23 protein-coding genes are annotated in these 23,963 nt (G+C 40.6%); 9 read left to right on the forward strand and 14 right to left on the reverse strand.

What is annotated here, in order from left to right; translation table 11 throughout:
• Positions 1-458: 458 nt before the first annotated feature.
• Together fadB and fadA are read left to right on the forward strand one after the other, a co-directional pair.
• Positions 459-2,612 (forward strand): fatty acid oxidation complex subunit alpha FadB, encoded by a 2,154-nt coding sequence (gene fadB, locus AC4MC0_RS15675; RefSeq protein WP_335998403.1) that lies wholly within the window; start codon positions 459-461, stop codon positions 2,610-2,612.
• Positions 2,613-2,624: 12 nt separating this feature from the next.
• On the forward strand, positions 2,625-3,797 hold the full coding sequence (gene fadA / locus AC4MC0_RS15680; protein ID WP_004692736.1) for an acetyl-CoA C-acyltransferase FadA: 1,173 nt from the start codon (positions 2,625-2,627) through the stop codon (positions 3,795-3,797).
• 51 nt (positions 3,798-3,848) lie between these two features.
• On the opposite strand, the gene AC4MC0_RS15685 is transcribed toward fadA, so the two are convergent.
• The 3 genes from AC4MC0_RS15685 to tehB form a co-directional block, all read right to left on the reverse strand.
• Positions 3,849-5,261, reverse strand: a complete 1,413-nt coding sequence (locus tag AC4MC0_RS15685) for a VWA domain-containing protein (RefSeq protein ID WP_335998404.1) — start codon at positions 5,259-5,261, stop codon at positions 3,849-3,851.
• On the reverse strand, positions 5,249-6,736 hold the full coding sequence (locus tag AC4MC0_RS15690; protein WP_335998405.1) for an AAA family ATPase: 1,488 nt from the start codon (positions 6,734-6,736) through the stop codon (positions 5,249-5,251). Before AC4MC0_RS15690 ends, AC4MC0_RS15685 begins: the two co-directional genes overlap by 13 nt.
• Positions 6,737-6,867: 131 nt before the next feature.
• A complete protein-coding gene (gene tehB, locus AC4MC0_RS15695) occupies positions 6,868-7,740 on the reverse strand; it encodes an SAM-dependent methyltransferase TehB (RefSeq protein ID WP_335998406.1) in 873 nt (290 codons plus the stop codon).
• Positions 7,741-8,022: 282 nt separating this feature from the next.
• Between tehB and AC4MC0_RS15700 the strand changes: the two genes are divergently transcribed.
• Positions 8,023-8,721, forward strand: coding sequence for a YidX family protein (locus AC4MC0_RS15700; RefSeq protein ID WP_335998407.1), 699 nt, complete (start codon positions 8,023-8,025; stop codon positions 8,719-8,721).
• Between the two features lie 57 nt (positions 8,722-8,778).
• Here AC4MC0_RS15700 and AC4MC0_RS15705 read toward each other — a convergent pair whose 3' ends face one another.
• The 3 genes from AC4MC0_RS15705 to AC4MC0_RS15715 all read right to left on the reverse strand — a co-directional run bounded on the left by AC4MC0_RS15705 (position 8,779) and on the right by AC4MC0_RS15715 (position 10,576).
• Positions 8,779-9,051, reverse strand: coding sequence for a hypothetical protein (locus AC4MC0_RS15705; protein ID WP_005400961.1), 273 nt, complete (start codon positions 9,049-9,051; stop codon positions 8,779-8,781).
• A gap of 112 nt (positions 9,052-9,163) precedes the next feature.
• Positions 9,164-9,913, reverse strand: coding sequence for a hypothetical protein (locus tag AC4MC0_RS15710; RefSeq protein ID WP_335998408.1), 750 nt, complete (start codon positions 9,911-9,913; stop codon positions 9,164-9,166).
• A 147-nt stretch (positions 9,914-10,060) separates the two neighbouring features.
• On the reverse strand, positions 10,061-10,576 hold the full coding sequence (locus tag AC4MC0_RS15715) for a hypothetical protein (protein ID WP_004692745.1): 516 nt from the start codon (positions 10,574-10,576) through the stop codon (positions 10,061-10,063).
• A 236-nt stretch (positions 10,577-10,812) separates the two neighbouring features.
• Between AC4MC0_RS15715 and AC4MC0_RS15720 the strand changes: the two genes are divergently transcribed.
• Positions 10,813-11,496, forward strand: a complete 684-nt coding sequence (locus AC4MC0_RS15720; protein WP_004978697.1) for a DsbA family oxidoreductase — start codon at positions 10,813-10,815, stop codon at positions 11,494-11,496.
• A gap of 104 nt (positions 11,497-11,600) precedes the next feature.
• On the opposite strand, the gene AC4MC0_RS15725 is transcribed toward AC4MC0_RS15720, so the two are convergent.
• The gene (locus tag AC4MC0_RS15725) at positions 11,601-11,801 is read right to left on the reverse strand and encodes a dodecin family protein (RefSeq protein WP_004978694.1); all 201 of its coding nucleotides are present in this window, start codon (positions 11,799-11,801) and stop codon (positions 11,601-11,603) included.
• 459 nt (positions 11,802-12,260) lie between these two features.
• On the opposite strand from AC4MC0_RS15725, the gene AC4MC0_RS15730 reads away from it, so the two are divergent.
• The 4 genes from AC4MC0_RS15730 to AC4MC0_RS15745 all read left to right on the forward strand — a co-directional run bounded on the left by AC4MC0_RS15730 (position 12,261) and on the right by AC4MC0_RS15745 (position 16,202).
• Positions 12,261-12,422, forward strand: a complete 162-nt coding sequence (locus AC4MC0_RS15730; RefSeq protein ID WP_004692748.1) for a hypothetical protein — start codon at positions 12,261-12,263, stop codon at positions 12,420-12,422.
• 276 nt (positions 12,423-12,698) lie between these two features.
• Positions 12,699-12,878, forward strand: coding sequence for a hypothetical protein (locus AC4MC0_RS15735; protein WP_017397192.1), 180 nt, complete (start codon positions 12,699-12,701; stop codon positions 12,876-12,878).
• Between the two features lie 10 nt (positions 12,879-12,888).
• Complete coding sequence (locus AC4MC0_RS15740; RefSeq protein ID WP_491887147.1) at positions 12,889-14,973, forward strand: hypothetical protein; 2,085 nt, start codon at positions 12,889-12,891, stop codon at positions 14,971-14,973.
• Between the two features lie 77 nt (positions 14,974-15,050).
• Positions 15,051-16,202, forward strand: a complete 1,152-nt coding sequence (locus AC4MC0_RS15745; protein ID WP_335998410.1) for a hypothetical protein — start codon at positions 15,051-15,053, stop codon at positions 16,200-16,202.
• 181 nt (positions 16,203-16,383) lie between these two features.
• Here the strand turns inward: AC4MC0_RS15745 and htpG are convergent, their stop codons facing one another.
• From htpG to AC4MC0_RS15770, 5 genes are all read right to left on the reverse strand, one after another.
• Positions 16,384-18,303: a molecular chaperone HtpG gene (htpG, locus tag AC4MC0_RS15750; RefSeq protein WP_335998411.1), complete on the reverse strand. Its 1,920-nt coding sequence runs from the start codon at positions 18,301-18,303 to the stop codon at positions 16,384-16,386.
• A gap of 98 nt (positions 18,304-18,401) precedes the next feature.
• A complete protein-coding gene (locus AC4MC0_RS15755) occupies positions 18,402-18,746 on the reverse strand; it encodes a lysozyme inhibitor LprI family protein (RefSeq protein ID WP_259234692.1) in 345 nt (114 codons plus the stop codon).
• A 160-nt stretch (positions 18,747-18,906) separates the two neighbouring features.
• Positions 18,907-19,491: an OmpW/AlkL family protein gene (locus AC4MC0_RS15760; RefSeq protein WP_078425774.1), complete on the reverse strand. Its 585-nt coding sequence runs from the start codon at positions 19,489-19,491 to the stop codon at positions 18,907-18,909.
• A 318-nt stretch (positions 19,492-19,809) separates the two neighbouring features.
• Positions 19,810-21,180 carry a Na+/H+ antiporter family protein gene (locus tag AC4MC0_RS15765; RefSeq protein WP_004978663.1) on the reverse strand — a complete coding sequence of 457 codons (1,371 nt, stop codon included), beginning with the start codon at positions 21,178-21,180 and terminating at the stop codon, positions 19,810-19,812.
• A gap of 101 nt (positions 21,181-21,281) precedes the next feature.
• A complete protein-coding gene (locus tag AC4MC0_RS15770; protein ID WP_335998412.1) occupies positions 21,282-22,166 on the reverse strand; it encodes an alpha/beta fold hydrolase in 885 nt (294 codons plus the stop codon).
• Positions 22,167-22,282: 116 nt separating this feature from the next.
• Here AC4MC0_RS15770 and AC4MC0_RS15775 point away from each other — a divergent pair, with 116 nt between their 5' ends.
• On the forward strand, positions 22,283-22,768 hold the full coding sequence (locus tag AC4MC0_RS15775) for a DUF4442 domain-containing protein (protein WP_004978660.1): 486 nt from the start codon (positions 22,283-22,285) through the stop codon (positions 22,766-22,768).
• A gap of 47 nt (positions 22,769-22,815) precedes the next feature.
• Here the strand turns inward: AC4MC0_RS15775 and AC4MC0_RS15780 are convergent, their stop codons facing one another.
• Positions 22,816-23,172, reverse strand: a complete 357-nt coding sequence (locus tag AC4MC0_RS15780; RefSeq protein ID WP_058868762.1) for a DNA transfer protein p32 — start codon at positions 23,170-23,172, stop codon at positions 22,816-22,818.
• A gap of 149 nt (positions 23,173-23,321) precedes the next feature.
• A complete protein-coding gene (locus AC4MC0_RS15785) occupies positions 23,322-23,861 on the reverse strand; it encodes a hypothetical protein (RefSeq protein ID WP_335998413.1) in 540 nt (179 codons plus the stop codon).
• Positions 23,862-23,963 lie beyond the last annotated feature (102 nt).

Genomic DNA, 23,963 nt, shown 5'->3' on the forward strand with positions numbered 1-23,963 from the left:
AAAACGAAATAAAAGAAAAAGACCGGTATTCGGTCTAGACTGCGAATTGTAACATAGGCTGCAAAGTACGTCCTATTTCCAGCTTTTCATCACAAGTTTTCATTCTGTTTGAGTTTACCTGCAAGTGCAGCATTGACTAAATTGCCAAAATCGGCACAAAGATTGACTTGAAATATAAGTACGCCGTCTAATCATTTTTTGAACACTCATCCATAAAAAATCTTAAATGAAACAAAAACTTCACTCTATTTAAGCCGCATCATTCAAAAATACATCACGCAAGCACACGAAATAATTGAATAAAAATAGATGACCCTTGCGTCACGGCTTGATACAACTTGTTATGTTCTTTTTCGATATAGTTATCGTAAGATTGGCGGAGCATAGATGTACGTAGGAATGACGTACTCGCTTCACAACATCAACTTAGAAGTCCTCCAAAATAAAGGAGATCAGGCATGATCCACGCTGGCAATGCCATTACCGTCCAAATGCTTTCGGACGGAATTGCAGAATTCCGCTTTGACTTACAAGGTGAGTCGGTCAACAAATTTAACCGTGCAACGATTGAAGATTTCAAAGCTGCAATTGACGCTGTTAAAGCAAACGGTGACATCAAAGGCTTAATCGTTACTTCGGCTAAATCTACATTTATCGTTGGCGCAGATATTACTGAATTTGGTGCAAACTTCGCTCAAGGCGAACAAGCGATTGTGGATTGGGCATTGCCTGTTCACGACATTTTCAACGCATTTGAAGATTTAGAGATTCCTAAAGTTGCAGCGATCAATGGTATGGCATTGGGCGGCGGCTTTGAAATGTGCCTCGTGTGTGACTATCGTGTGATGTCAGAAGCGGCTCAAGTCGGTCTTCCTGAAATCAAACTGGGCATCTTCCCTGGTTTCGGTGGTACGGTTCGTTTAAGCCGTGTGATCGGTATCGACAATGCAGTTGAATGGATGGCCATGGCTAATCCTAAAAAACCAGCTGCTGCACTGAAAGATGGTGCGGTTGATGCAGTGGTTGCTGCCGACAAACTCCAAGACGCTGCAATTGACTTGGTTAAACAAGCCCTTGCTGGCCGTGTAGACTGGAAAGCAAAACGCCAAGAAAAACTTGACCCAGTTAAATTGAACCCAATCGAACAAATGATGGCGTTCAACTCGGCGAAAGGTGCGGTTCTTGCAAAAGCAAATCCTGCTCAATACCCTGCACCTAAACTTCTTCTTGACTCATTACAAGCTGGTGCAAGCCTTCCACGTAATGAAGCACTGCAAGCTGAAGCGGCTGGTTTTGCAAAAGCAGCGATTACACCACAAGCAGGTGCATTGATTGGTCTATTCATCAATGACCAAGTGGTGAAGAAAACTTCGAAGAAATATGAAAAAGGTGCGCACCCTGTAAACCAAGCGGCTGTATTAGGCGCGGGTATCATGGGTGGCGGTATTGCTTACCAAGCGGCAAGCAAAGGCACACCAATCATCATGAAAGACATTGGTAACCCGCAACTTGCTTTGGGTATGAAAGAAGCCAATGGCTTACTCACCAAACAAGTTGAACGTAAGAAGATGAAACCTGCTCAAATGGGTGAAACTCTTGCGCGCATCCGTCCAACTTTAAGCTATGACGAGTTTAAAGAAGTGGACATCGTGATTGAAGCGGTGACTGAAAATCCAAAAGTAAAAGGCATTGTACTGGCTGAAACTGAGAAAAATGTTCGTGACAACACGATCATTGCTTCAAATACTTCAACCATTTCAATCACACGTTTGGCTGAAAACCTACAACGTCCTGAAAACTTTGTCGGTATGCACTTCTTTAACCCAGTACACATGATGCCATTGGTAGAAGTGATCCGTGGTGAGAAGACTTCGGCTGAAGCAATTGCGACCACGGTTGTTCTTGCTCAGAAAATGGGTAAAACACCAATCGTAGTAAACGACTGCCCAGGTTTCCTTGTAAACCGCGTATTGTTCCCTTACTTCGGTGCATTTGACCTTCTATTGAAAGACGGTGCTGACTTCCAACAAGTCGACAAAGTCATGGAAAAATTCGGCTGGCCTATGGGTCCTGCTTACCTAATCGACGTTGTTGGTATCGACACGGGCGTTCACGGTGCAGAAGTCATGGCTGAAGGTTTCCCTGACCGTATGAAGCCAGACTTCAAAGGTTCAATCGAAATCATGTACGAAAACAAACGTTTGGGTCAAAAGAACGACGTTGGTTTCTACAAATACGAACTTGACCGTAAAGGCAAAAAAGCCAAAGTGGTTGATCCAACTGCGTATGAGCTTGTTGCTACTGTGGCAACTGCGGAAAAACGCGAGTTTGATGCTCAAGAAATCATTGACCGTATGATGCTTGCTTTCTGTAACGAAACTGTTCGTTGCCTAGAAGACAACATCGTCGCGACTGCTTCTGAAGCAGATATGGCGATGATTATGGGTGTAGGTTTCCCTCCATTCCGTGGTGGTCCATGCCGTTACATCGACCAAACAGGTGTTGCTGAATACGTTGCACTTTGCGACAAATACGCACACTTAGGTAAGGCTTATGAAGCGCCACAAATGTTGCGTGACATGGCTGCTAACAACAAAAAATTCTACGGTTAAGGAGCAACGTGAATGGCTACTTTAAATCCACGTGACGTTGTCATCGTTGATGGCGTACGTTCAGCAATGGGTAAAACCAAAAACGGTATGTTCCGCAATGTACGTGCTGACAGCTTATCGGCTGAATTGGTTCGTGCTTTAGTTGCTCGTAACCAGTTTGACACCAATGAAGTTGAAGACCTGATCTGGGGCTGTGTAAACCAGACTTTAGAACAAGGTATGAACATTGGCCGTAACATTGGTTTATTGGCTGACCTTCCAAAAACTGTGGCAGGTCAAACGGTTAACCGTCTTTGTGGTTCATCTATGCAAGCGCTACACACCGCTGCTGCACAGATTGCAACGAACCAAGGTGATATCTTCATCATCGGTGGTGTAGAGCACATGGGTCACGTAGGGATGATGCACGGCATCGACCTCAACCCAGAAGCATCTAAACACTATGCAAAAGCGTCTAACATGATGGGCTTAACTGCTGAAATGTTAGGTCGTATGAACGGCATTACACGTGAAGAACAAGATGCGTTCGGTGTTGAGTCTCACCGCCGCGCTTGGGCTGCAACGCAAGAAGGTCGTTTCAAAAACGAAATCGTGGGTGTTGAAGGTCATGATGCCAATGGCTTCAAAATCCTATGCGATATCGACGAAGTGATTCGTCCAGATGCAAACCTTGAAGCATTCAAAGGTTTACGTCCTGTATTTGACCCGAAAGGCGGTACAGTAACAGCTGCGACTTCTTCAGCTTTGTCTGATGGTGCTTCTGCAATGCTACTGATGTCTGCTGAACGTGCTCAAGCTTTAGGTCTTAAGCCACGTGCTGTAATTCGCTCTATGGCGGTTGCAGGCTGTGATGCTGCGATCATGGGTTATGGTCCTGTACCTGCAACTCAAAAAGCACTTAAACGTGCTGGCTTAAGCATGGCGGATATCCAAACCATCGAGTTAAACGAAGCATTTGCTGCTCAAGGCTTATCAGTGATGAAAGGCTTAGGTGTTTATGAGAAGCAAGACATCATTAACTTAAATGGTGGCGCGATTGCACTGGGTCACCCATTGGGCTGTTCTGGTTCGCGTATTACAACGACGTTGTTGAACGTGATGGAACAACAAGATACGCAAATTGGTCTTGCGACTATGTGTATCGGTCTGGGTCAAGGTATCGCAACGATTATCGAACGTGTTTAATTCTTAATTAAATGCTGAGATAAAAGAAACCCCGCTTATTGCGGGGTTTTTTTATTTAATTAAATTCACTATTTCTGTAACAGAACTATTTCTAGGATTAAATAGCCATTCTCTATCAAAGTAATCTCGAGAAAATTCATTAATTGGAGAATACCCTATTACTAATGAAAAAAATTGATTTTTATTTTCCTTAACTAATTTAATCTTATTATGAATTTTTGTATCTAAAGATGCCATTATAAAATCTGATACTACAAGAATATCTGCTTTTTTATAATTTTCTTTTTCAACTAGTTGCAATGCATAAGCTAAAGCAGGTGCAACGTCTGTTCCACCATAGAAAGACATTTTTAGAAAATCTATAACACTTTTTAATCCATTGTCACTTGTTAATTCTAATGTCTTAATTGATGTCGAAAAATTAATTAAAAAACATTTTCGTTTTTCTTTCATTGCTTGAGTTGCAAAATATAAAGCCGTTGCTTTAGCAATATATTCTGGCATGCCATTCATCGAACCACTCGTATCTATACATAAGATCATCGGTCCTTTCGAATCATCAGATACCTCTACATCCTGTTCAATAGTATCTTTATAAGGTTGCAATCCTTGCATCTCAAAACACATCAGATTGGATTCTATAAATTTTAAATCAAACAAAATTTCAGTTTCAGGATCTGACAATAATGCCAATTCAGAAGGCAAAATAAACTCTAAATCCTTAGCTAATTTTGTTCCTATAATTTCTTCTCTAGAATTTATATCAGGAATATATGTTTCAATACTCAAAGACTGTGAAATAACTTTTTTATCTTCTGCAATTTTAGCACTTTGAATTTTACCTAATACATTTAAAACCTCTGCCAATGAAGCATTGTTTCGGAGATATTCCGCCCATTGTTTAAACTGAACAATATCTTGTGGTATTAAATTTCCTTTGGAATAGTCTAAAAAAGTACCTGTTTCCAAGCCTAAACTGTCCGTCAGTTTTTTTAACTCTTCTAAATCCTGTAATTGCTTTATAAACTCTTCAATAAACTTTTTTCTCAGCTCATCAATCTTTTTTAAATTCCATTCAGCAATTTGTTGATCTAAATTTTTCTTCCAATCACCTAATAAGTGAGACATCAACTTTTGTTGGTTCACTTTAGGCTTTTCAAGCTCTTTTTGCCAATACGCAGTAGAGTCAGGCAAACCTGAAAATTTTAAGAATTCACTATACTGCTGAACAGCGCCATTTACTTTAGACAAATTATTTTGAGCAATATCTTCATATTGCTCTTGATACAAATAATATGGATTATCTAAGAAAAGTTGTCGCTCAGTATTTTTAGACCAAACTTTGACTTGCATGTCTAAACGATGACTAATCTTTTCATGCTCAAGCCACTGTGATAATGAATTTTCTTTCGTGGCTTGTTGCACTGCTTCTTTAGTATCATCAAATAAATTTAGCTGATACATAAGGATTTTAGTCTCTCACTATCCTGAATATTTAATTCAAAATTTTGTATCTGCTTTTCAAGACTACTCACTAAAAAATCTTTTTCTTTTAAAGAAATAAATAATGAGTCAAATTCATCTAAAAGTTCATTCTTTCTATTTGTAACTTGCAATAATGCCTGTTCAAAATCCTTTTGGATACTACCTACCTCATCGTGTAAAGCTTTAATTAGCCTTTTATTTATATCTTCCTTTTTAGAACCTTTCGTATATTTCACTTGTGGAGTAAACTTTTTATTCATATTGTGAAAATTACAACTACCATTATTTTGAAAATTATATTCATAATTTAAATCATTTCCATTGATATCTTTTGCATAAAACCATTCATCAGTTCCTACATGACTCACATTAATATAAACTTCAATTTCATTTCTGTAAGTTTGAAGAGTAAATGGATAGTATTCTTCAGTACCAATTTGCACTGTGTCATAAACATCATCCGAATAATACAGCTCTGTTTTAATTTCATTTTCTAAGCGTTGCTTTTCTGATATGGAATTCTCTTGATCAATACCACTATCTAAACCATTATTCTTTAAGCATTGCTCTACAATATTATCAATGTCTTTAAAATTTTCTGATTTACTCCATAAACAATATTTCAGCAAAAATATTTCACTTAAAATGACTTCTTGACGCCCATTAAAAAATGCAGCGGCTTTAAGTAAATAAGCAGCTCTTTGCCAACGACGATCTGAAACATAAATTTTTTTATCTTTAGGTAAATCAGATATCATTTGACGAATCATCAATATGATATCTGATACTTCCTTGCTAAATTTCACCTCATGAATGTCTTTTTGCCATTTTTGCCATTCATCTTTTTTAATTAATAACTGCTTATCTAAATTTATCTCGATCTCAGTTGGTTTAGAGCAAATTAAATTTAAGAAATTTTCATTATTTTTAATCGGCTCAACTATTAGGCGTAAAATGAAACGATCATATAAAGCATCCAAACCTTGATTTTCAGCAGGGATTTCATTTGAAGCTGAAATTAAAGCCTTTAATGGTACATGAAGAATTTCATCACCATTTTTAAATAATTTTTCATTTACCAATGTGAGTAAAGCATTCAAAATTGCAGGACTAGATTTCCAAATTTCATCTAAAAAAGCAAAGTCTGCATTTGGTAAATAGCTTTCAATTTTACGTGTATAACGATCTTCTTTTAACGCTTTGATAGAAACAGGACCAAAAACTTCTTCAGGTGTACTAAAGCGATTCATCAAATATTCAAAATACTTTGGCTGCTCGAAAGCCTGTGCAATTTTTCTTGAAATTAAGCTTTTAGCAGTACCTGGAGAACCAAGTAAAAAAGTATTTGTACCTGATAAAGCACCTAACAAAGTTAATGCAATAATATGTTCTCTTTCATACATATTGTCAGATAAATGATTTAAAATTTTTTCAATTCTTTGGTTTATGTTCATATACGCCGTAAGTAAATATAAGTTATTAATTAAAAATAAATATTTCAAATAATAAACTTATCACTACTCTTTAATTTTTTCTATGAAAAATCATTTAATTTCCTCAGTTTATAGTAAAAAAATATTTATTCTTATAAATCATCTATCCGCTGCGCCAATAACGTCGCAAAATGCTGCTTAATCCGATTACCCTGCTTATCAACCCGATGTAACTCACCTACATCTTCATTGTATTTCACAATGTTCCAGCCATCATATAGCGCACTTAACTCTCCTGCTTTAAACGCAAATGGAAAGTCAGGCTGCGCAGGAATATCATCGGTATCCATCGCACAGACGATCAAGTTAAATCCATTTACATTTGTGGCTTGTTGCATCTGCGCAATCAATGGTTTCACAGTTGGCGCTTCTAAAAACATCATCACCACCGTACAGCAAATAAAGTCGTATCTGCCAGTAATGCTTGGGTCAGCATTGAGGTCACGCTGTTGCACATGAATCTTTTGAATACCTTCGGCATCTATTATTTGCTGTAATTTTTGCAAACTTTGCGGATTCACATCCCAAGCATCTACCTCAAAACCCTGCTGATTTAAGTACAGCGAATTTCGCCCTTGTCCACAGCCGACATCCAAAGCCCGACCACCGTGTAAATACGGCATAGCCGCCAAAATTTCTGAATGTGTGGGTGAAAGCTGATATTTCTTATAAAAATAATCCTGCGAGGTACAGTAAAATTGCAGCTGACACTCTATGTCGTCACTGGTCGAAACAATTTTGTGCCATGCTTGAGGCTGAATAAATGGTGGCTGTTGCTCAGCTGTAAACAGATGTTCAGATTGCACTTGACCTGCCTCATCTAGAAAAGCAAAACTCAGCTCACCTTGATAAATCTTTAGCTTTGCCCACGTGCCCGCTTTGGTATTGTGTTGATTTTTAAACCCTTGCGGAATGGTCTGCGCAGTCCACACAGGCAGTTCTTTATAACAAATCAAGTTTTGCATCAGCCTATTTCCCACCTTGTTATGACGTATTCGCCAGTCCATAATTTTTTATCAAGCGCCTGCATGATCATAGCCAGTTCCTACTCAAATGAACATTCATTCGTTATCTAGAAACAGCAGATGGATAAAAAATAAAATCTGTTGCCACGGCATTGAGCGACTCCTAGAACGTTCATGACTTTAAAATTTTGAGCTTTGGCGACTTTTTGAACATTTTAATGATAGGCTTAAAGACAATAAAAATTCAGCTTAACTATATTTCAAATGAGTCGGAGTCTATCGATGTTTGCATCACCTTTAAAAACCATCATTTGCTTAGGCGTCATGGGAACATTATTCACAGGCTGTGCCACCAAAACCCTGATGACCAAAGACAATAAAACCTATACCCGTACCAGCAAAGTGACCTTAATCGAAGACCAAGTGGTGGCTTTTGGCAAACCTGCTCAGCCTCTACCGAATTTACCTGTGCATAGTTTAGTGATTGCAGGGCAACAAAAAAGTTATGTATTGACCCAAGGTGGACCTCAATTTGTCAGCTTGATTGGCAAACTGGAGCCGAAAAATATTCAAGTCACCCGAGAACTGGGTTTCTATTCAGAAAAGAATGATGGTCATTTTACAGGGACATTACCTCTGTCCTATGTGAAGCTCAAAGAAGATATCAGTAAGAAAGATCTGGAATTTTTTATTGAAAATGGCGCGAAGGAATGTTCAAGTTCCAGTGATGAACGCATGTTTGCACAACGTTTCTGTTTCGAGATCAAACTGGCAGGTGTGGTTTACCCTGCGGCGAACAATTTAGCCTCCCTAAAAGCCTTGAGTAAGCCTTATCAGGTGAGCATTTATACCCATCAAGAGGAAAGTTATAAATCGAAGTCAGGCATGAATCCTTTTGAAAAATTAGTGTTACTGCCCTTTGCTGTGGCAATCGACGTGGTCAGCCTACCGTTTCAAGCAGCCGATAAAATTTTTGATTAATTCAACACAAGCACAGCGCCTAGAACGGATCAGGCGCTGTGCTGTTTTGTGAAAGATTTAAATTAAGAGTTCGCCCATCAACCAAGCCATATACTTTTCTTTGTCCATAAAGTCAGGCGCGCTGCCCGTATCTAGACTGAAGTACTGTTGGTTAAACTGAATCACGATTTGTTCGGTGTGGTGCCAGTCTTCGATCATTTTGAAATATTGGTTGAAGAAAAAACGATTCTTCCCCCAGTTGCTTAAACGTTCTAATTTTGGATAGTTTTTATTTTCTACAAACTCACTATACACATGCTGAATATCATCAAAAACGTGTATGGTTCTCATGACTCACCTGCCTGCACTGAAAAGTCGTCATCGTTGTGATGCTTTTACTCTAGCAGCCAATTTTGAACAACAGATGACAGTCCGCTTACAAGACTGTCATCTTTGCACTGTGTTATAACTTCTGTTCTACCTCTTTTTGGGTCTGTTTTTCGACCTGCTGCATCTGGCTATTCAGTGCCAAAATCTCTTTATACAGCGCATTAAACTGCTGTAGTGGTGCATCTTCATAAAACATAAAGGTGTTATTTTTCTTTTCCCATTGGTTATTTTTCAGCACCAAGAAGATTTGATCTGCCTTGGCTAAATTTTGCTGTTCAAGACTAAACAGGCGGGTGGCTTCATGGCTTTTTTCACTGGCTTTCATGCTGTCGGTCAGTTGATGGCGGAACCGTGAAGATATTGCTAAATCTTTGGCCTGAGCAATGGCCTCTTTCTGACGTTGTTCAACCTGCTGTGCGTAGCTCTCAACAACGGCATGTACGTCTTTCAGCATTTGCTCCGTTTCAGCATAATTGTTCTTTTTGTCTTTGCTTAATCGGTCAATATTTAAAAATTGATCCCAATTTAAGGCTTTTAAATCTCGCAGATATTGATTACGCGCTTCGGCATTTTGCAGCATATGACTGAGCACAAACTCCGCCATAATTTGATAGTCACCTGTCAGACGTGGGTCTTTCACATCGACTTGAATCGGTGTGGTCCAATCTTGAGCTTGTTTGTAAATTTGTTCAGTCTTTTCATACAGCACCGTTTCATAGCGTTGTAGCTGCTGCTGCTCTTTTTGTTGTTGAGAATACTGATAATACATCCAACCAAAAACGGCACTGGTCGCAAGAACTAAAATCAACACGATACGTCGCATGTTCAGCTTCCTCTTCATTTCTTTTCATCATAGCAAATAAAGGCACATGATCAATATTTCAACATGTTATCGATATTTGAGGACGCTCAGGCCGTACCCTCCCCAAGTGGATGAGGAATGTACTGGCGATAAATGAATTAGGAAGTATTACTTCGCTGGAGCTGTTCTCGGTTGCTGACTATTCTGTTGAATCCCTTGCATAAAATTCCGATCAATCTGCCCAATCGAAATTTGTTCACGGGCAATTTGTACATTGGTCGCATTACGGTCAATGCCAAACGGCTGCAACATGATATACAAACCTTCAGTTGGATTAGACGACTGCAAACCAGCGGCGATGTTTAAGACATGCTCACGTAACAAAGGTGGCACAGAATTTAGATCTGCTGTGACCGCAGGGGGCAAGATATCGATGTTTTGAGTGATAGTCGGATCGACCACAAAAGACTGTGCATCATCCTGCAACTGAACAATACGGTGCTGCAAGGCTTTACGAATATTTTCATCCTGTTGATAAGGAATCACACCCGTTTCAGCACGTAGCTCTGATTCCGCCATAGTTTTAAAAGTCGGTAGACTCACAATCTCACCATTGGCCTGCAGCAAAGTCGGCATAAAAAGAAGAGCGTAACAAAAAACCGGAAGAGAATTTAAAAATTTCATAAAACAATCCCAAACGCTAAGAGATATAAAAAGGCATGCTCAAACTGAGCGCCTTCACCCTATTGTATATTTTTCGATCTTTGTGTTGCGTAGTTGTCAGATAAGCGGTAAAGCCCAGAAGATTCAACTGATTGAATACATAGCGAAACCGCTTTTTTTAATGGACCTGCTTTAAATTTTATAACTCATCCCCATCATTTCCTTAATTGCTCTTTTTACTATTTTTGAGAAATCCCATGCGTGTAGATATTTGGTCAGATGTTGTTTGTCCTTTTTGTTATATTGGCAAAAAACGTTTAGAAGCGGCAGCTGAACAGGCTGGTGTTGAATTGGAAGTGCACTGGCACAGTTTTGAACTGGATCCAGATGCGCCAGTTCGCCAAGAAATTTCGAACTCAGAACGTCTCGCACTAAAATATGGTCGCACGGTCGCTGAAGTTGAAGAGATGCAACGTAATATTGCCAAAATGGCTGCGGAAGAAGGCATTGAATTTAACTGGGAAAATGCCAACTCAGGCAACAGTTTCAATGCACACCGTATTATCCACCTTGCTCAAAGCCATGGTTTAGGCAATGAAGCTGAAGAAGCCTTTTTCTTTAGTTATATGACGCAAGGTTTACCGATTGGTGAACGTGAAACCATTGAAGATGTGGCCTCTCGTATTGGCTTAAACCCAGTTGAGGTAGATGATGTGTTGGATTCTGACGAATATGCAGATTTCGTGAAGTTTGACCAAGAAGTGGCGCGTGAACAACTGAAAGTAACGGGTGTGCCATTCTTTGTTTTCGATCAGCGTGTGGCTTTAGCGGGTGCACAGCCACGTGAAGTCTTTCTACAAGTCCTTGAAAAAGCACAAATGCCAACAGAAGAAAATAATGCGGCACAGTGTTCCGATGAGTCTTGTGAAACACCCAAATAATCATAAGGATACTGGTTTCAGACCTTAACTGAGCCCTATCTATAGATGAGAAAATCCCCGGCCTGCGGGGATTTTTTTATAGGTTAAAAAAAATGGATTTATGTTTAATCGACCAAGAAACTAATTTTAAGATTGACCCGATATTCTACAATTTGGTTGTCCTTAATCACCACTTTTTGTTCATTGATCCAAGCACCTTGAACATTCTTCACCGTCTCAGTGACTTTTGCGATCCCTGTCTGAATCGCATCTTCAAAACTTTTCGCACTGCTTGAATTGACTTCTACCACTTTTGCAATGGCCATCTGTTTGTCCTCAGCTATTGTTGTTTTTGCCTGTTCATCTTAGGTGAATTTTTAATCAAAAATAGATAACTTAAACATTCCACAGCAAAAACTTACACAGTATGCACAATCAAAAGACTTCAAAATGATGAATATTTAAACAATTAATCATGTAACTCCAAGTCCTTTTTCAGGTCTCATTTCAGACAAAAAAGTCCTACTTTCAAGCTTCATTTCAAACTTGAAAATCTAAATTTTCACTTTAAATTTAAACAGCTTAGCACTGGAGTAAAAACTCTATACCAGACTAGAGTATTTATTCTAATTAATTGTTTTTTAACAATAAATGAACTCGCCATTCATCTTTTAATGGCCTAAACCAGCGCTTAAATCGATCATTTTTTGATATTATTCATGCGAAATTTATCTTTTTAAAACTCCCAGTCTCCTTAGTGAGACCTCCTTTTTAGAGGAAATATCATGAACGCTGTTAAATATGCTTTGGCTGTCGCTGTAATGGCTCTTTCTGCAACTGTTTCTGCACAAGTTGTTTTTGTTCCAGATTTTCCTGTAAAAAAACCAGCAGATACTCAAACGGCAACGGCTGATGCTCCTGCGGCTGCACCACATCAAGAAGCGTAATTTGCGCTGACTTGGTCAAAAATAGGCAATGTTGATTGCCTATTTTTTTTGCCCAAAATTGCAAAGAACTGACAAAAAATTTCCGCTATGAACCCTCTAGGGCAAAAATATTTAATTCAATCTGTGCTGAGATCGAAATTATCTACATTTTTCACCACCCTTTTCTCGTATCAAGAGCAGAATAATTTTTGCCTATTTATTCTTTTCTAATTATGATCAAACAAGAAGACTGAACTCCAAAACCAATAAATTAAATGCACTCAATAGCACATGCCTATGCAAAATTTACAAGCCCTGATCCAAGGCCGTATTACGCCCCAAGCCATTGACCTTGATCAATTGATTGCGTTTGCACAGCAGTATACGCAGCCGACTTCAGCCGAATATAAATTACTTGAACTGGCCATTAATATGGTTTTGGCAAGCTACTTGGAACAAGCACAAAAGCAACTTTAGAGTTCAGCGCATGAAAGCAATCGAAAAAGCACTGCTGATCAAAGAACTGCATCAATTGATTGATGGTTTGGAGCATCAACCTCTGTCTTTTTTTGAAATTGCGCGCTCGAAAAAACGCATTCGCGAAATTTTTGCACTCTGTGATGAACCCATTTTCCAAAAACAACTCGAAGCCTATAAGGCGCTGACTCAGCCTCAAGCTGCGGCTGAACGCTGGATACAACAAAGCCCCTATCAACATGCCTATATTGGACTATTTCAATATGAGTCTTCTTTAACTGATGCCTTAAAACAGCAGGCGGCTTTCGCATGGGGTGTTTTATATAAATCAGGTTTAGGTTGGCAAATTGTTTTTCAAAACACCCCAGCTACAGTGCATAGCAGCCCATGGCACATAAAGTTTGAGCACGCTTACCAAGGGTTTTTGAGCCATGCACAAAGTACTCAACAACCCGAGAACGTACCTTTTCTCACAACATCTGAAACATCCATAGAAGTTGCAGAAGTTGCAGAAGTTGCAGAAGTTGCAGAAGTTGCAGAAGTTGCAGAAGTTGCAGAAGTTGCAGAAGTTGCAGAAGTTGCAGAAGTTGCAGAAGTTGCAGAAGTTGCAGAAGTTGCAGAAGTTGCAGAAGTTGCACGAGACCAGTTTATCCCGCCCGTTACAACCATATCCCATAAAAAAACTGACATAGGGCATGCACAGGACAATGTGTTTACTGACGCTTTTGTTTTCACGGGTATTGAGCTTTTAAGCATTGCTACAGATGATACATCGGCTGAACGAATCCAAGAGTCTGAGTCAGACTTCCCCGAAGTCCGTCCTGAGTCTAGTCTGCTTTTATCTAAGGCTGAAGCAGCGCTTCATTTCAATACGGAAATACAACCTACATTCGACAGCAACCTAAATGCAACTCAAATTGAAGAATCCAAACTCAGGTCTTTTAAACAAGACGCTGTAGAAGATGTCGTCTCAATCAATCCTATTAAACTAAGTATCAAACAAGATAAGGAACCTGAAAATCAGGTCGATATCGTACAAAAAGATTTAGATCTTCAACCTGAAGTATTAGCAGAAAATCATTTGATTCTCAGCAATCAGCCTCTTTTAAGTGATGGGCTATGTCCCCCTCAGGAAGAATTTATCATTGAGGCCGCTGCACCCATTCGATTTGACCTCAAGCCAAGTGCGTCTATTTCAACGCTTGCCATTCAGGATTTTATCCAAAGGCGATCGATCTTGGCTGAACCACCAGATACAGACATTTCATCTGAATTTCAACAGCAAGATCCACTTGAAAGCGAGGTGACAGCACCATGCCCTGTTTTGCAGGATAGCCATACAGAAAATTCAGAAGCATCAGCTACTGCTGCGCAACCCATACTGCCCACACAGATTCATTTGGGGCAATATCAAGCGAAATTGTGCACGCTGCATCAACCAAATTTAGATCCTAAGCTCTATGGCCTCGACATTTCAGGGCACACCGAGATCGGTCAAAATATCGATTTTCTGATCCACAGCGACCAACTCGATCACTGGTTGGACTATCCCATCTATTTGGCAGAACAGACCCAGCAGCACGGAGAGTTTATTAAGTATTTGGCTCTATTCGGTGCTGACAGTCCCACGGAAGCCATTCGCCTGAGCCAACAATTTGCCCAGAGTTGTCAGCATCAAGTCGCAGCCATCCGCGAAATTGAATGGGACCAGCTACAGGGTCATATGCATGATGCATTTTCGATTTTTCAGCTGTATACCCAACAGGCCAAACTGGTATGGCATATTGAAGACTATCATCCATTTATTCTGGCCGATCTACTCAATAGCCGTAAATTCATCCAGTTTGAAGAAAGCTCCGCGGACGCAAATACGCCCATTTTAGTGTTAAAAGAACGACAAAAAATTCGAGTAATTCATGGTCAAAAGCGGGTTGAACTCTCACGTACCGAGATCGCGTATCCGTGCTTGGTCTTAGACCGACAGCACGGCATCAGTTGGCAACTGATTCAAAATACGATTTCTACTTTGCCTGAACCTATCACTGTGTTTCAATTATTTGATTCTATTCAAAAACAACTGGGCAGCGAGTTGTAGAGTTTTGTATTTTCTACTTGTGTTCTTATGTGAAATTTACAACACTAAAACATCGAAGAACAATAAAGTACGAAAGCATGCTAAGAACTCAACATGTGGGATCCATCTCTTTATTTTTCTGCCTAAGTTTAGGTACATACGTCAACGTGGCTTGGGCGGAAAGCAATACCAACAGCACACAACATTTTGTGCCACCTCACGACGTGGCTGAAATTGACCAAATCGCATCGCCCCCCAAAGGTAGTGGACTTTTATATCAAATTCCACAGTGGATTGACTCACTTCCAACCGTTCTACCTGAAGAATCGGACGAGCTGATTGTGCCCACGACTGACCTCACTGAAGAGCGCACCTGGGTCGACCGCCAGCAAAAAGAAGTTCGAAACTGGGCAGACCGAACAGCCGCCAAAATGGACAATTGGTTTGGTGAAACCGATCCTAAAAAACCAGCTACAGCCACATTACGTGTCTTGGTTGATAACCGCTGGAATAAACATGATGAATACGATGTAAAACCACGTATTCGAGGTCGAGTCAAACTTCCAACCTTAGAACATAAGCTCAGTGTCGTGTTTGGGGATGATTCTTTAGATAACGAACTACAAAACAATGTCGCGATTACCAATGAAAATCCACCCAGTGCGAATAACGATAAAACATTTGACCGCCGCCAAACCCGTGATGCCAATAGCTCACTGGCTTTAAGATGGTCGCAACTGTCAGATCGTCTGCCTTTTGAAACTGATTTCGACTTGGGGGTCCGTTCAGGGGATGATATCTATGCGCGGATCGAGTTATCGAAAGAGTGGAAACTCGACAATGATTTTCGTGCTTATGCTGAACAGATTTACCGTTATGGTATCGACAGTGAAAATTACTTACGTACCAACCTAGAGCTGACGCATGCACGACCCAATCAGCCATTTTTATCCAATCAGTTCAGTCTGACCTATGCAGACGATCAGGATGATGATCTGCTCTGGGATAACTATAGCTTTAGACAACACCAATTCTTTCATGGCAATCGTTTTAACTACGGCATTTACACTGGTGGTTTCTACAACGACGACGACCTGCGTTTGAACCGTTGGGGGCCTTTTGTCTCGTGGCGTCAACCGTTCTTAAGAGAGTGGTTTTATATCCAAGGTGATTTAAATTATTTTAACGATCACCGTGAAGACCGTAGTCATTACGTCAGTGCCTTGGTGCGTTTTGAGGCTTTATTTTAAAGCCGTGGTGAATCTTTAGGCTGAACTGTGGATAAGTTTTCACTTATCCACGGATATCCACATCAGGTTCTTTTTCGCCTATTTAATCAATGCGTTCAAAAGACATTAAGGTTCTTCATCCAATTAGATGAAATAAAAAAAGCCTATTTTAGAGATAGGCTTTTTTTAAAAATATCATGGTTTATTGAAGCAATAAGCTGTTAATGCGTTTGATATATTCGGCAGGATCATCAGGTAAGCCGCCTTCAGCAATCACCGCTTGGTCAAAAATTACATTGGCCAAGTCATCAAACTGTGCCGAATTTTCTAATTTTCTCACCAATGGATGCTCTGGGTTAATTTCCAAAATTGGCTTGCTTTCAGGTACAGCCTGACCCGCTTGTTGCAGCATACGAATCAATTGTGGTGAAAGCTCTCCCTCACCTGTCACCAAGCATGCAGGTGAATCGACCAAACGTGTGGTCACCCGTACTTCTTTGGTCTTGGCTTTCAATGAGTCAGACAGTTTTTCAACCACAGGTTTAAACTGCTCTGCAGCTGCCTCAAGTGCCTTCTTCTCTTCGGCATCTTGTAAATCACCTAAATCGACTGCACCTTTCGCCACGTTCTGCATTGGTGTGCCATCAAACTCATGGACAAATTCCATTGCCCATTCATCGACACGGTCTGCCATGAGTAAGACTTCAATGCCTTTTTTCTTAAATAACTCAAGTTGTGGCGAGTTCTTCGCAGCATTGAGACTGTCTGCAGTCACATAGTAAATCGCTTTTTGCCCATCAGGCATACGCGCTTTATAGTCCTGCAAAGAAGTGCTCACCGCATCATTGTTTGAAGTTGAGAAGCGTAAAAGTTTTAAAATACGCTCACGGTTACCCAAGTCTTCGCCCAAACCTTCTTTCAACACTGAACCAAATTCACGGTAGAAGATTTTGAACTTCTCTTGATCATTTTCATCTTCCGATTTGGCTAAAGCATCCAGCATGGTCAATACACGGCGTGCATTCCCTTCACGAATGGTTTTCACATCACGGCTTTCTTGTAACAACTCACGACTGACGTTTAATGGTAAATCGGCACTATCGACCACCCCTTGAACAAAGCGTAAATAGTTTGGAATCAAATTATCCGCGTCATCCATAATGAAGACCCGTTTTACATAGAGCTTAATTCCTGCTTTGGCTTCACGGGTAAAGATATTCGCAGCAGCTTTACACGGTACATACAACAACTGCGTATATTCGGTACTGCCTTCAACACGGTTATGCGCCCATGCCAGTGGGGCTTCAAAGTCATGGCTGAGATTCTTATAGAACTCGACGTACTGCTCTTCGGTCACTTCATTTTTATTACGTGTCCACAGAGCGCTGGCTGAATTAATCGCTTCCCACTCACCCGTTTTCACATACTGACCTGGTTTTGGCTCTTCACCTTCGACCGCTTCTTCTTGCTGCCAAACCTCTTTTTGCATCTCAATCGGCAGACTAATGTGATCTGAGTATTTATTGATAATTTGCTTCACTTTATGCGACTGTAAATAGTCCAACGCATCTTCACGCAAATGTAAAATAATATCGGTACCACGGCTGTCTTTGTGGATCTGCTCGACTTCGAACTCGCCAGTGCCCGCACTGACCCAACGTACTGCCTGATCAGCACCCACACCTGCACGGCGTGATTCTACGGTAATTTTGTCAGCCACAATAAAGCCTGAGTAGAAACCGACACCAAACTGACCAATCAGTTGTGCATCTGATTTCTGGTCACCTGTGAGCTTAGACATAAAGTCCTTGGTTCCAGACTTAGCAATCGTCCCTAAGTGATCAATCGCTTCTTGTTCAGTTAAACCAATCCCATTATCTGAAATAGTTAGTGTTTGATTGGCTTCATCAAAGCTGACGCGCACATGTAAGTCTGGGTCATTTTCATAATATTCAGGATGATTAATGCCTTCAAAACGCAATTTATCGCAGGCATCGGATGCATTTGAGATCAATTCACGTAGGAAAATGTCAGGATTTGAATACAGTGAGTGCGTCACTAAATGTAATAGCTGAGCCACTTCAGCTTGGAAACTATGTTTATGTGCGTTTTGCTCGCTCATCAATCGCTCCTTAATGTATTAAGTCTTATAGAGAATGCTTAATGAATTGGAGTGAGCGATACGTTTTTCAATAGCAATCGCAAGTTTTTTTGCTTTTTTTAAAATGGGCCCTGACGGTAAATACGATCTAGCTGTAGTTCTAACTGCTGTTGGCGCATTTTATACACATCCATAAGGCAACTTTGTGAAGCACCACAGCGGTCACGGAGGCTCAACCACTTCACTTGCTCATCCTGAATCATGCCACGTGTCCCCATCGGAACAAGACGTTTTAAAATGGTATAGGTCGTGGCCATTTTCACATCAGCATCGTTGATTTGGCGATGTTCACAGATCGCGTGCTCCGTCGTCGTTTTCGCTTTATCACAATTAAAACTTGCCGCTTGAGCATGCATGCTCCACGCCAAACCACAGACTAAACCAATTCCGAGCATAGATTTCATTTTTATCACTCTCTTATTCTGTTTCTATCCATTCTATAGACGATTTTCTTTTAATACTGAATCATCGTGATTTATTTCAGCGTTGACCACTATTCAACTTTAGTCTTTGCATAAAAAAACCCCATCATTAATGAGGTTCTTAAAAAGCTACTTTTGATTATTAAAATTTGTAGCTATAACCGAGGGTATAGATCACTGGATCGATATCTAATTTAAACTTCGTTGTACCATCTACATTTACTTCTGGATTTAAGTCTGCATAACGGACATCTGCAAACACGCCCCAGTTTTTCGCATCGGCAGGTTGGAAGTTAAAACCAATTTGCGCAGCATAACCAAAATCTTCTTTTACGCTTTTCACACCCTCCTCATCCCATGCAATAAAAGCTGTTGCACCGACACCAATATAAGGCGTGAAACCTGTTGAGTTTTTAAAGTTATATTTTGCAGTTAATGTTGGCGGTAAATGTTTAATTTTTACTGCTTCTGCACCATTAATGAGTATATCGTGGCTAATTGGCGTTGCTAGCAGTAACTCTGCAGAAATATTGTCATTAAAGAAATATTCAACCGATGGCGTAAACGCAAGTTCGCTATCTGCTTCAACCGTTAATGTACCATTCGCAATTTTCGTGTCCTGCGTTGGTGCAACTGCAGATCCACCGACTTTGACTTGCCATTGACCTGCCATTGCAGCAGATGCAGAAAGACCCATTAATGTAATTAGAGCAATTTGCTTCAACATTTCAAATAACCTCTGTTTGTAAAATAATTAATATAAAAATCAACATTAACTCATCATAAACAAGAGTGTAATTAATATGCAATTATAATAATAATGTATTTTAAATGCTATTTTTAAGCTATTGTTTTAAATTAATTTAAATATTAAATAGATCATTTTAGTTGGTTTTAAATTAATAATATACAAGCAAAATAAATATATTTTAATTCCAACCTTTTTAATCCGAATTAACATTATAAACCCGATTATTTTAATCTGAATAAATAATAAAAAAGGCGATTTTAAAATCGCCTTTTTATAATAATTTGGGGGGTTAAATTACAACACCATGGCAGCAATCCAACCGAAAATCATGAGCGGAATATTAAAGTGAATAAAGGTCGGGATCACACTGTCTTTCATGTGATCATGCTGACCATCCATATTCAAACCCGAAGTCGGTCCCAAAGTGGAGTCAGAAGCTGGAGAACCCGCATCACCGAGTGCCGCAGCCGTACCAATAATCGCAATGGTTGCCGCTGGACTGAAACCAAACTGGATACACAAAGGCACATAAATAATTGCTAAAATTGGAATGGTAGAGAACGAAGAACCAATGCCTAAAGTAATCAGTAAGCCAATCAATAGCATCCAAAATGCAGCGAGTCCTTGGCTAGAACCAATCCATTGCACTGATGCTTCTACCAATGCTGGCACTTGATTGGTCGCAGAAATAACAGATGCAAAACCTTGTGCTGCAATCATAATGAAACCAACTAATGCCATCATTCGCATACCGCTAATAATCACATCATCTGCTTCTTTCCATTTAAAAATGCCTGCACAGCTCAAAATCGCAACACCAACCAGACCAGCTAAAATCATGGAATCTGATGCAATTTGTACCCAAAGCGTAGCAACTACCGCAATGAGAGCCATAGATAACGTAAACTTTGAAATTTCAGGCTTAGACTTCTCACCCGTGATATCAAGTTCAGAAGAAATACTTTGCTGCACTGGTTCCACATGTACTTCTTCGTATACACGTTTCTTACGGTAACTAAAGAATACAGCAACCAATAAACCAACAAACATGCCAAAAACAGGAATGGCCATTGCTGAAGGGATATCGGCATAATTGATTTTAAAGCCGTAGGGTTGCCCGAAAGTATTAATATTTTGACCTAAGATGTCATTCAGGAAAATCGCACCAAATCCAAATGGTACCAGCATATAAGTGGCAACCAAGCCAAAGGTTAGAACACAAGCAATTAGTCGACGATCTAACTGAAGATGGTTAAACACACTTAATAAAGGAGGAATCAGGACTGGAATAAACGCAATATGCACAGGAATGACGTTTTGTGAACAAATGGCTGCTAACGCGACGGTTATAAAAATCAGATATTTAACCCGATTTTGTGCCTTTTCATTGCTCGAACCTTTCAATGTTTTAATAAGCTTATAAGCCAACAAGTCAGGTAAACCTGAGCGTGCCAAAGCCAAAGCAAATGCACCTAAAACCCCGTAAGCCAACGCAATTTTTGCGCCGCCCCCAAGTCCATTGTTAAATGCTTCGAGGGTACCGTGTAGCCCTAAACCAGCCAATAAACCACCTGTGACAGCACCAATAATTAATGCAAATACTACAGGCACACGAGCTAATGAAAGTCCAAACATGACCCCAATAGCGGCAAGAATTGCGAACATAGTGAAAAGAGTGACTTGGAAGAAAGGCGCATTTTATCAGAAAATAACCAAAAAATTCTGCCCTTACAGGTCGCTAGCGCCTTTCTCTTTCACAGATCATTTCAGCTGGCTTCAACACAACGCCAGTTTTGAACAAACCTTTTGATTTCTTTAGCAATTACCTCAGGCTGGCTCAAGATTGCCCAGTGGTTGGCATTTACATTCACCCGTTTAAAATCCTCGACCCACTTCGGCATTTCATCGATTAACGCTGGACTCACAAACTGATCTTGCTCCAACACAATCGCTAGTACGGGACAAATTGCAAAGCGTTCCCGAGGTTTCGTCAGGCGTGGGATAAAGTTCGCGCGGTAGAGCGCAACCCCGTGCTTACCATCGGCAGCAATGTGATGATTCAGCGGTAAGTCTGAGCGTCCTTCTAAACGCGATAAAACTTTGCCCCAATGCTCAGGACTAAAAAACTGCCATACGGTCGGTGCCAAAAAAGGCAACTGAAAGGCCGCAATGTACCAAGACTTCGTTAACTGCTTAAAAAATTGAGGCTTATGTTGTATGAACTGTTCACGCATCCAAAATGCGGCATGGTCTAAGCATGGGCCTGAAATAGTGGTAAATGACAGCATACGCTCTCTAAATTTTGGCTCAGTCGCAGACTCCCATGACTGAATCGACCCCCAGTCATGCGCAACCAGATGAAAGCTACGCTGTGGGATCACACTATTCACCACACTTTCCAAATCTAGCGATAGCTGAGGCAAGGCATAGGCCCGTGTACAACGCGGCACACTCGACATCCCTGCACCGCGAACGTCATAGGTCACAATATAATAATCTTGCACCAGATGCCCAATCACAGGCTCCCAGACCTCTTGATTATCTGGATAGCCATGCACCAAGACCAGCACAGGATTGTTCGCATTGCCCCATGTTTTCACATAAAGTCTTTGCTGATCTGTAGTTTGTACCCAGTAACTTTGCTGCTCCATATTCAGCCCCTTATTGTTATTGACTGTTTTTTATACTTTACTGGCAAAACGATCAATGCCAATTGATCTCATCTTCTCTAGTATGGATAGAAGTTCATCAGATACCATTGACCGAAATGAGCATTTTAAAAAAACTTGTGACACAGCCGATTGTCGCGAAATACTTTCTCAATCATTTTGCCCCCTTTAAAGGTGCAGGGATTCAAATTGAAAAATTTGACCTTAAACACTACCATATTCGCGTCAAAATGCCCCTCACTCGACAAAACCGAAATATTGTCGGCGTACATTTTGGCGGGAGCTTATATGCGATGGTCGACCCTTTTTATATGACCCTGCTGATGCACCACTTAGGTAATAAGTATATTGTTTGGGACAAAGCAGCCTCTATCCAATTTCTCAGCCCAGGGCGCAGTACAGTCTATGCAGACTTTCACCTCGATGCCCAAGAAATCGCGACCGTGAAACAACTGGCCGACAACTATGCCCCCGTACATCGTATTTATACCTTAAATATTTATGATGAAGCTGGCATTCGAATTGCCGAAGTGGAAAAGACTTTATATATCCGTCGTAAAAAACCTAAACCGGCACAGCTATAAAAAAAGCACTTTCATGAAGTGCTTTTTGAAAATCTGAACTTAAAACATTATTTACGTTCTTCAATTGCAGCGCCTGCACCACCGCCGATGGCACCACCAATGGCTGCGCCGGTATTACCACCAAACACGCTTTTACCCACTGCTGAACCAATCGCACCGCCAACACCACTGTAGGTTGCATTACGGTTTGAGCCACCTTGAGCTTTACTGCCCACAGCCGCACCAGCACCACCACCAACGGCTGCACCTACACCGCCACCGAGGCTATTCCCCGCAGCACCACCTACTGCACCGCCTAAAGCCGCTGTCCCAATACGTTGCTCAGAAGCGCTCATATTTTCACAACCTGCCAATAGCATCGTCGAAAGAGATGCCACTGCAATAATGCTCATATACTTTTTCATGAGATTTGTCCTTATTGGCTATTTCTTACAGCATAAAAGATCAGTATGAACTTAAAACCCGTGAAATGTTACGGTTACAGGTGCTATTGCTGAAAATTTGTAAGTAAGAAGCCCTCCTTAGAGGGCCTCATACCGTATTCAACTCAAGCTTATTCAGGCTCTTTCACCACAACCACATCTTTGGTGGTGGTGCCATTTTCTTGGAGCACCGCACGTGTCACACTTTCTTTACTGTTCGGATCTTTCACTTGATCTAGTTTCAGCTCCTTACGTACAGGTTCCTGCCCTTTCTTAAACTCAACCCCTTGTGCATCAACTTGCTTACCTTCTGCAAGGACTACACCACCTTGACTCAAGGTCGATTTCACTTCAACTTTGGATGTCGGAACAATCACGCTACCTTTTTGCACAATCGGTGCAGACATTTTTTTATCTGAAAATTGGCTGGCATTTTCTTCGAGAACCACTTCACGCGCCACAATATCTTTACCACCATTTTTCACTTCAAAAATAATCGCTTCGGTCGTCCGCACAGGGTCTTGACCTGCGACACTGCGAATAATCTGTGTTTTGACAATCGGTACAACCGCTTTATCCTCCACGGTGATGGTATTCGGCATCGGCGCTGCCATCGTTTGGCTCACAAATGCGAAGATGCTTAAGCCCAATAGTTTTGATATCAATTTCATGTGGAACCACCTCTATTTTTTAATCGTTAGTGAAGTAAGGAGATTTGTGTACTTAACCTGAGTTCGATATAAAAAAGAGTAGAAAAAAAGCCCTGAATTTAT

The sequence above is a fragment of the Acinetobacter sp. CAU_H_S139_7 genome (assembly GCF_058599305.1).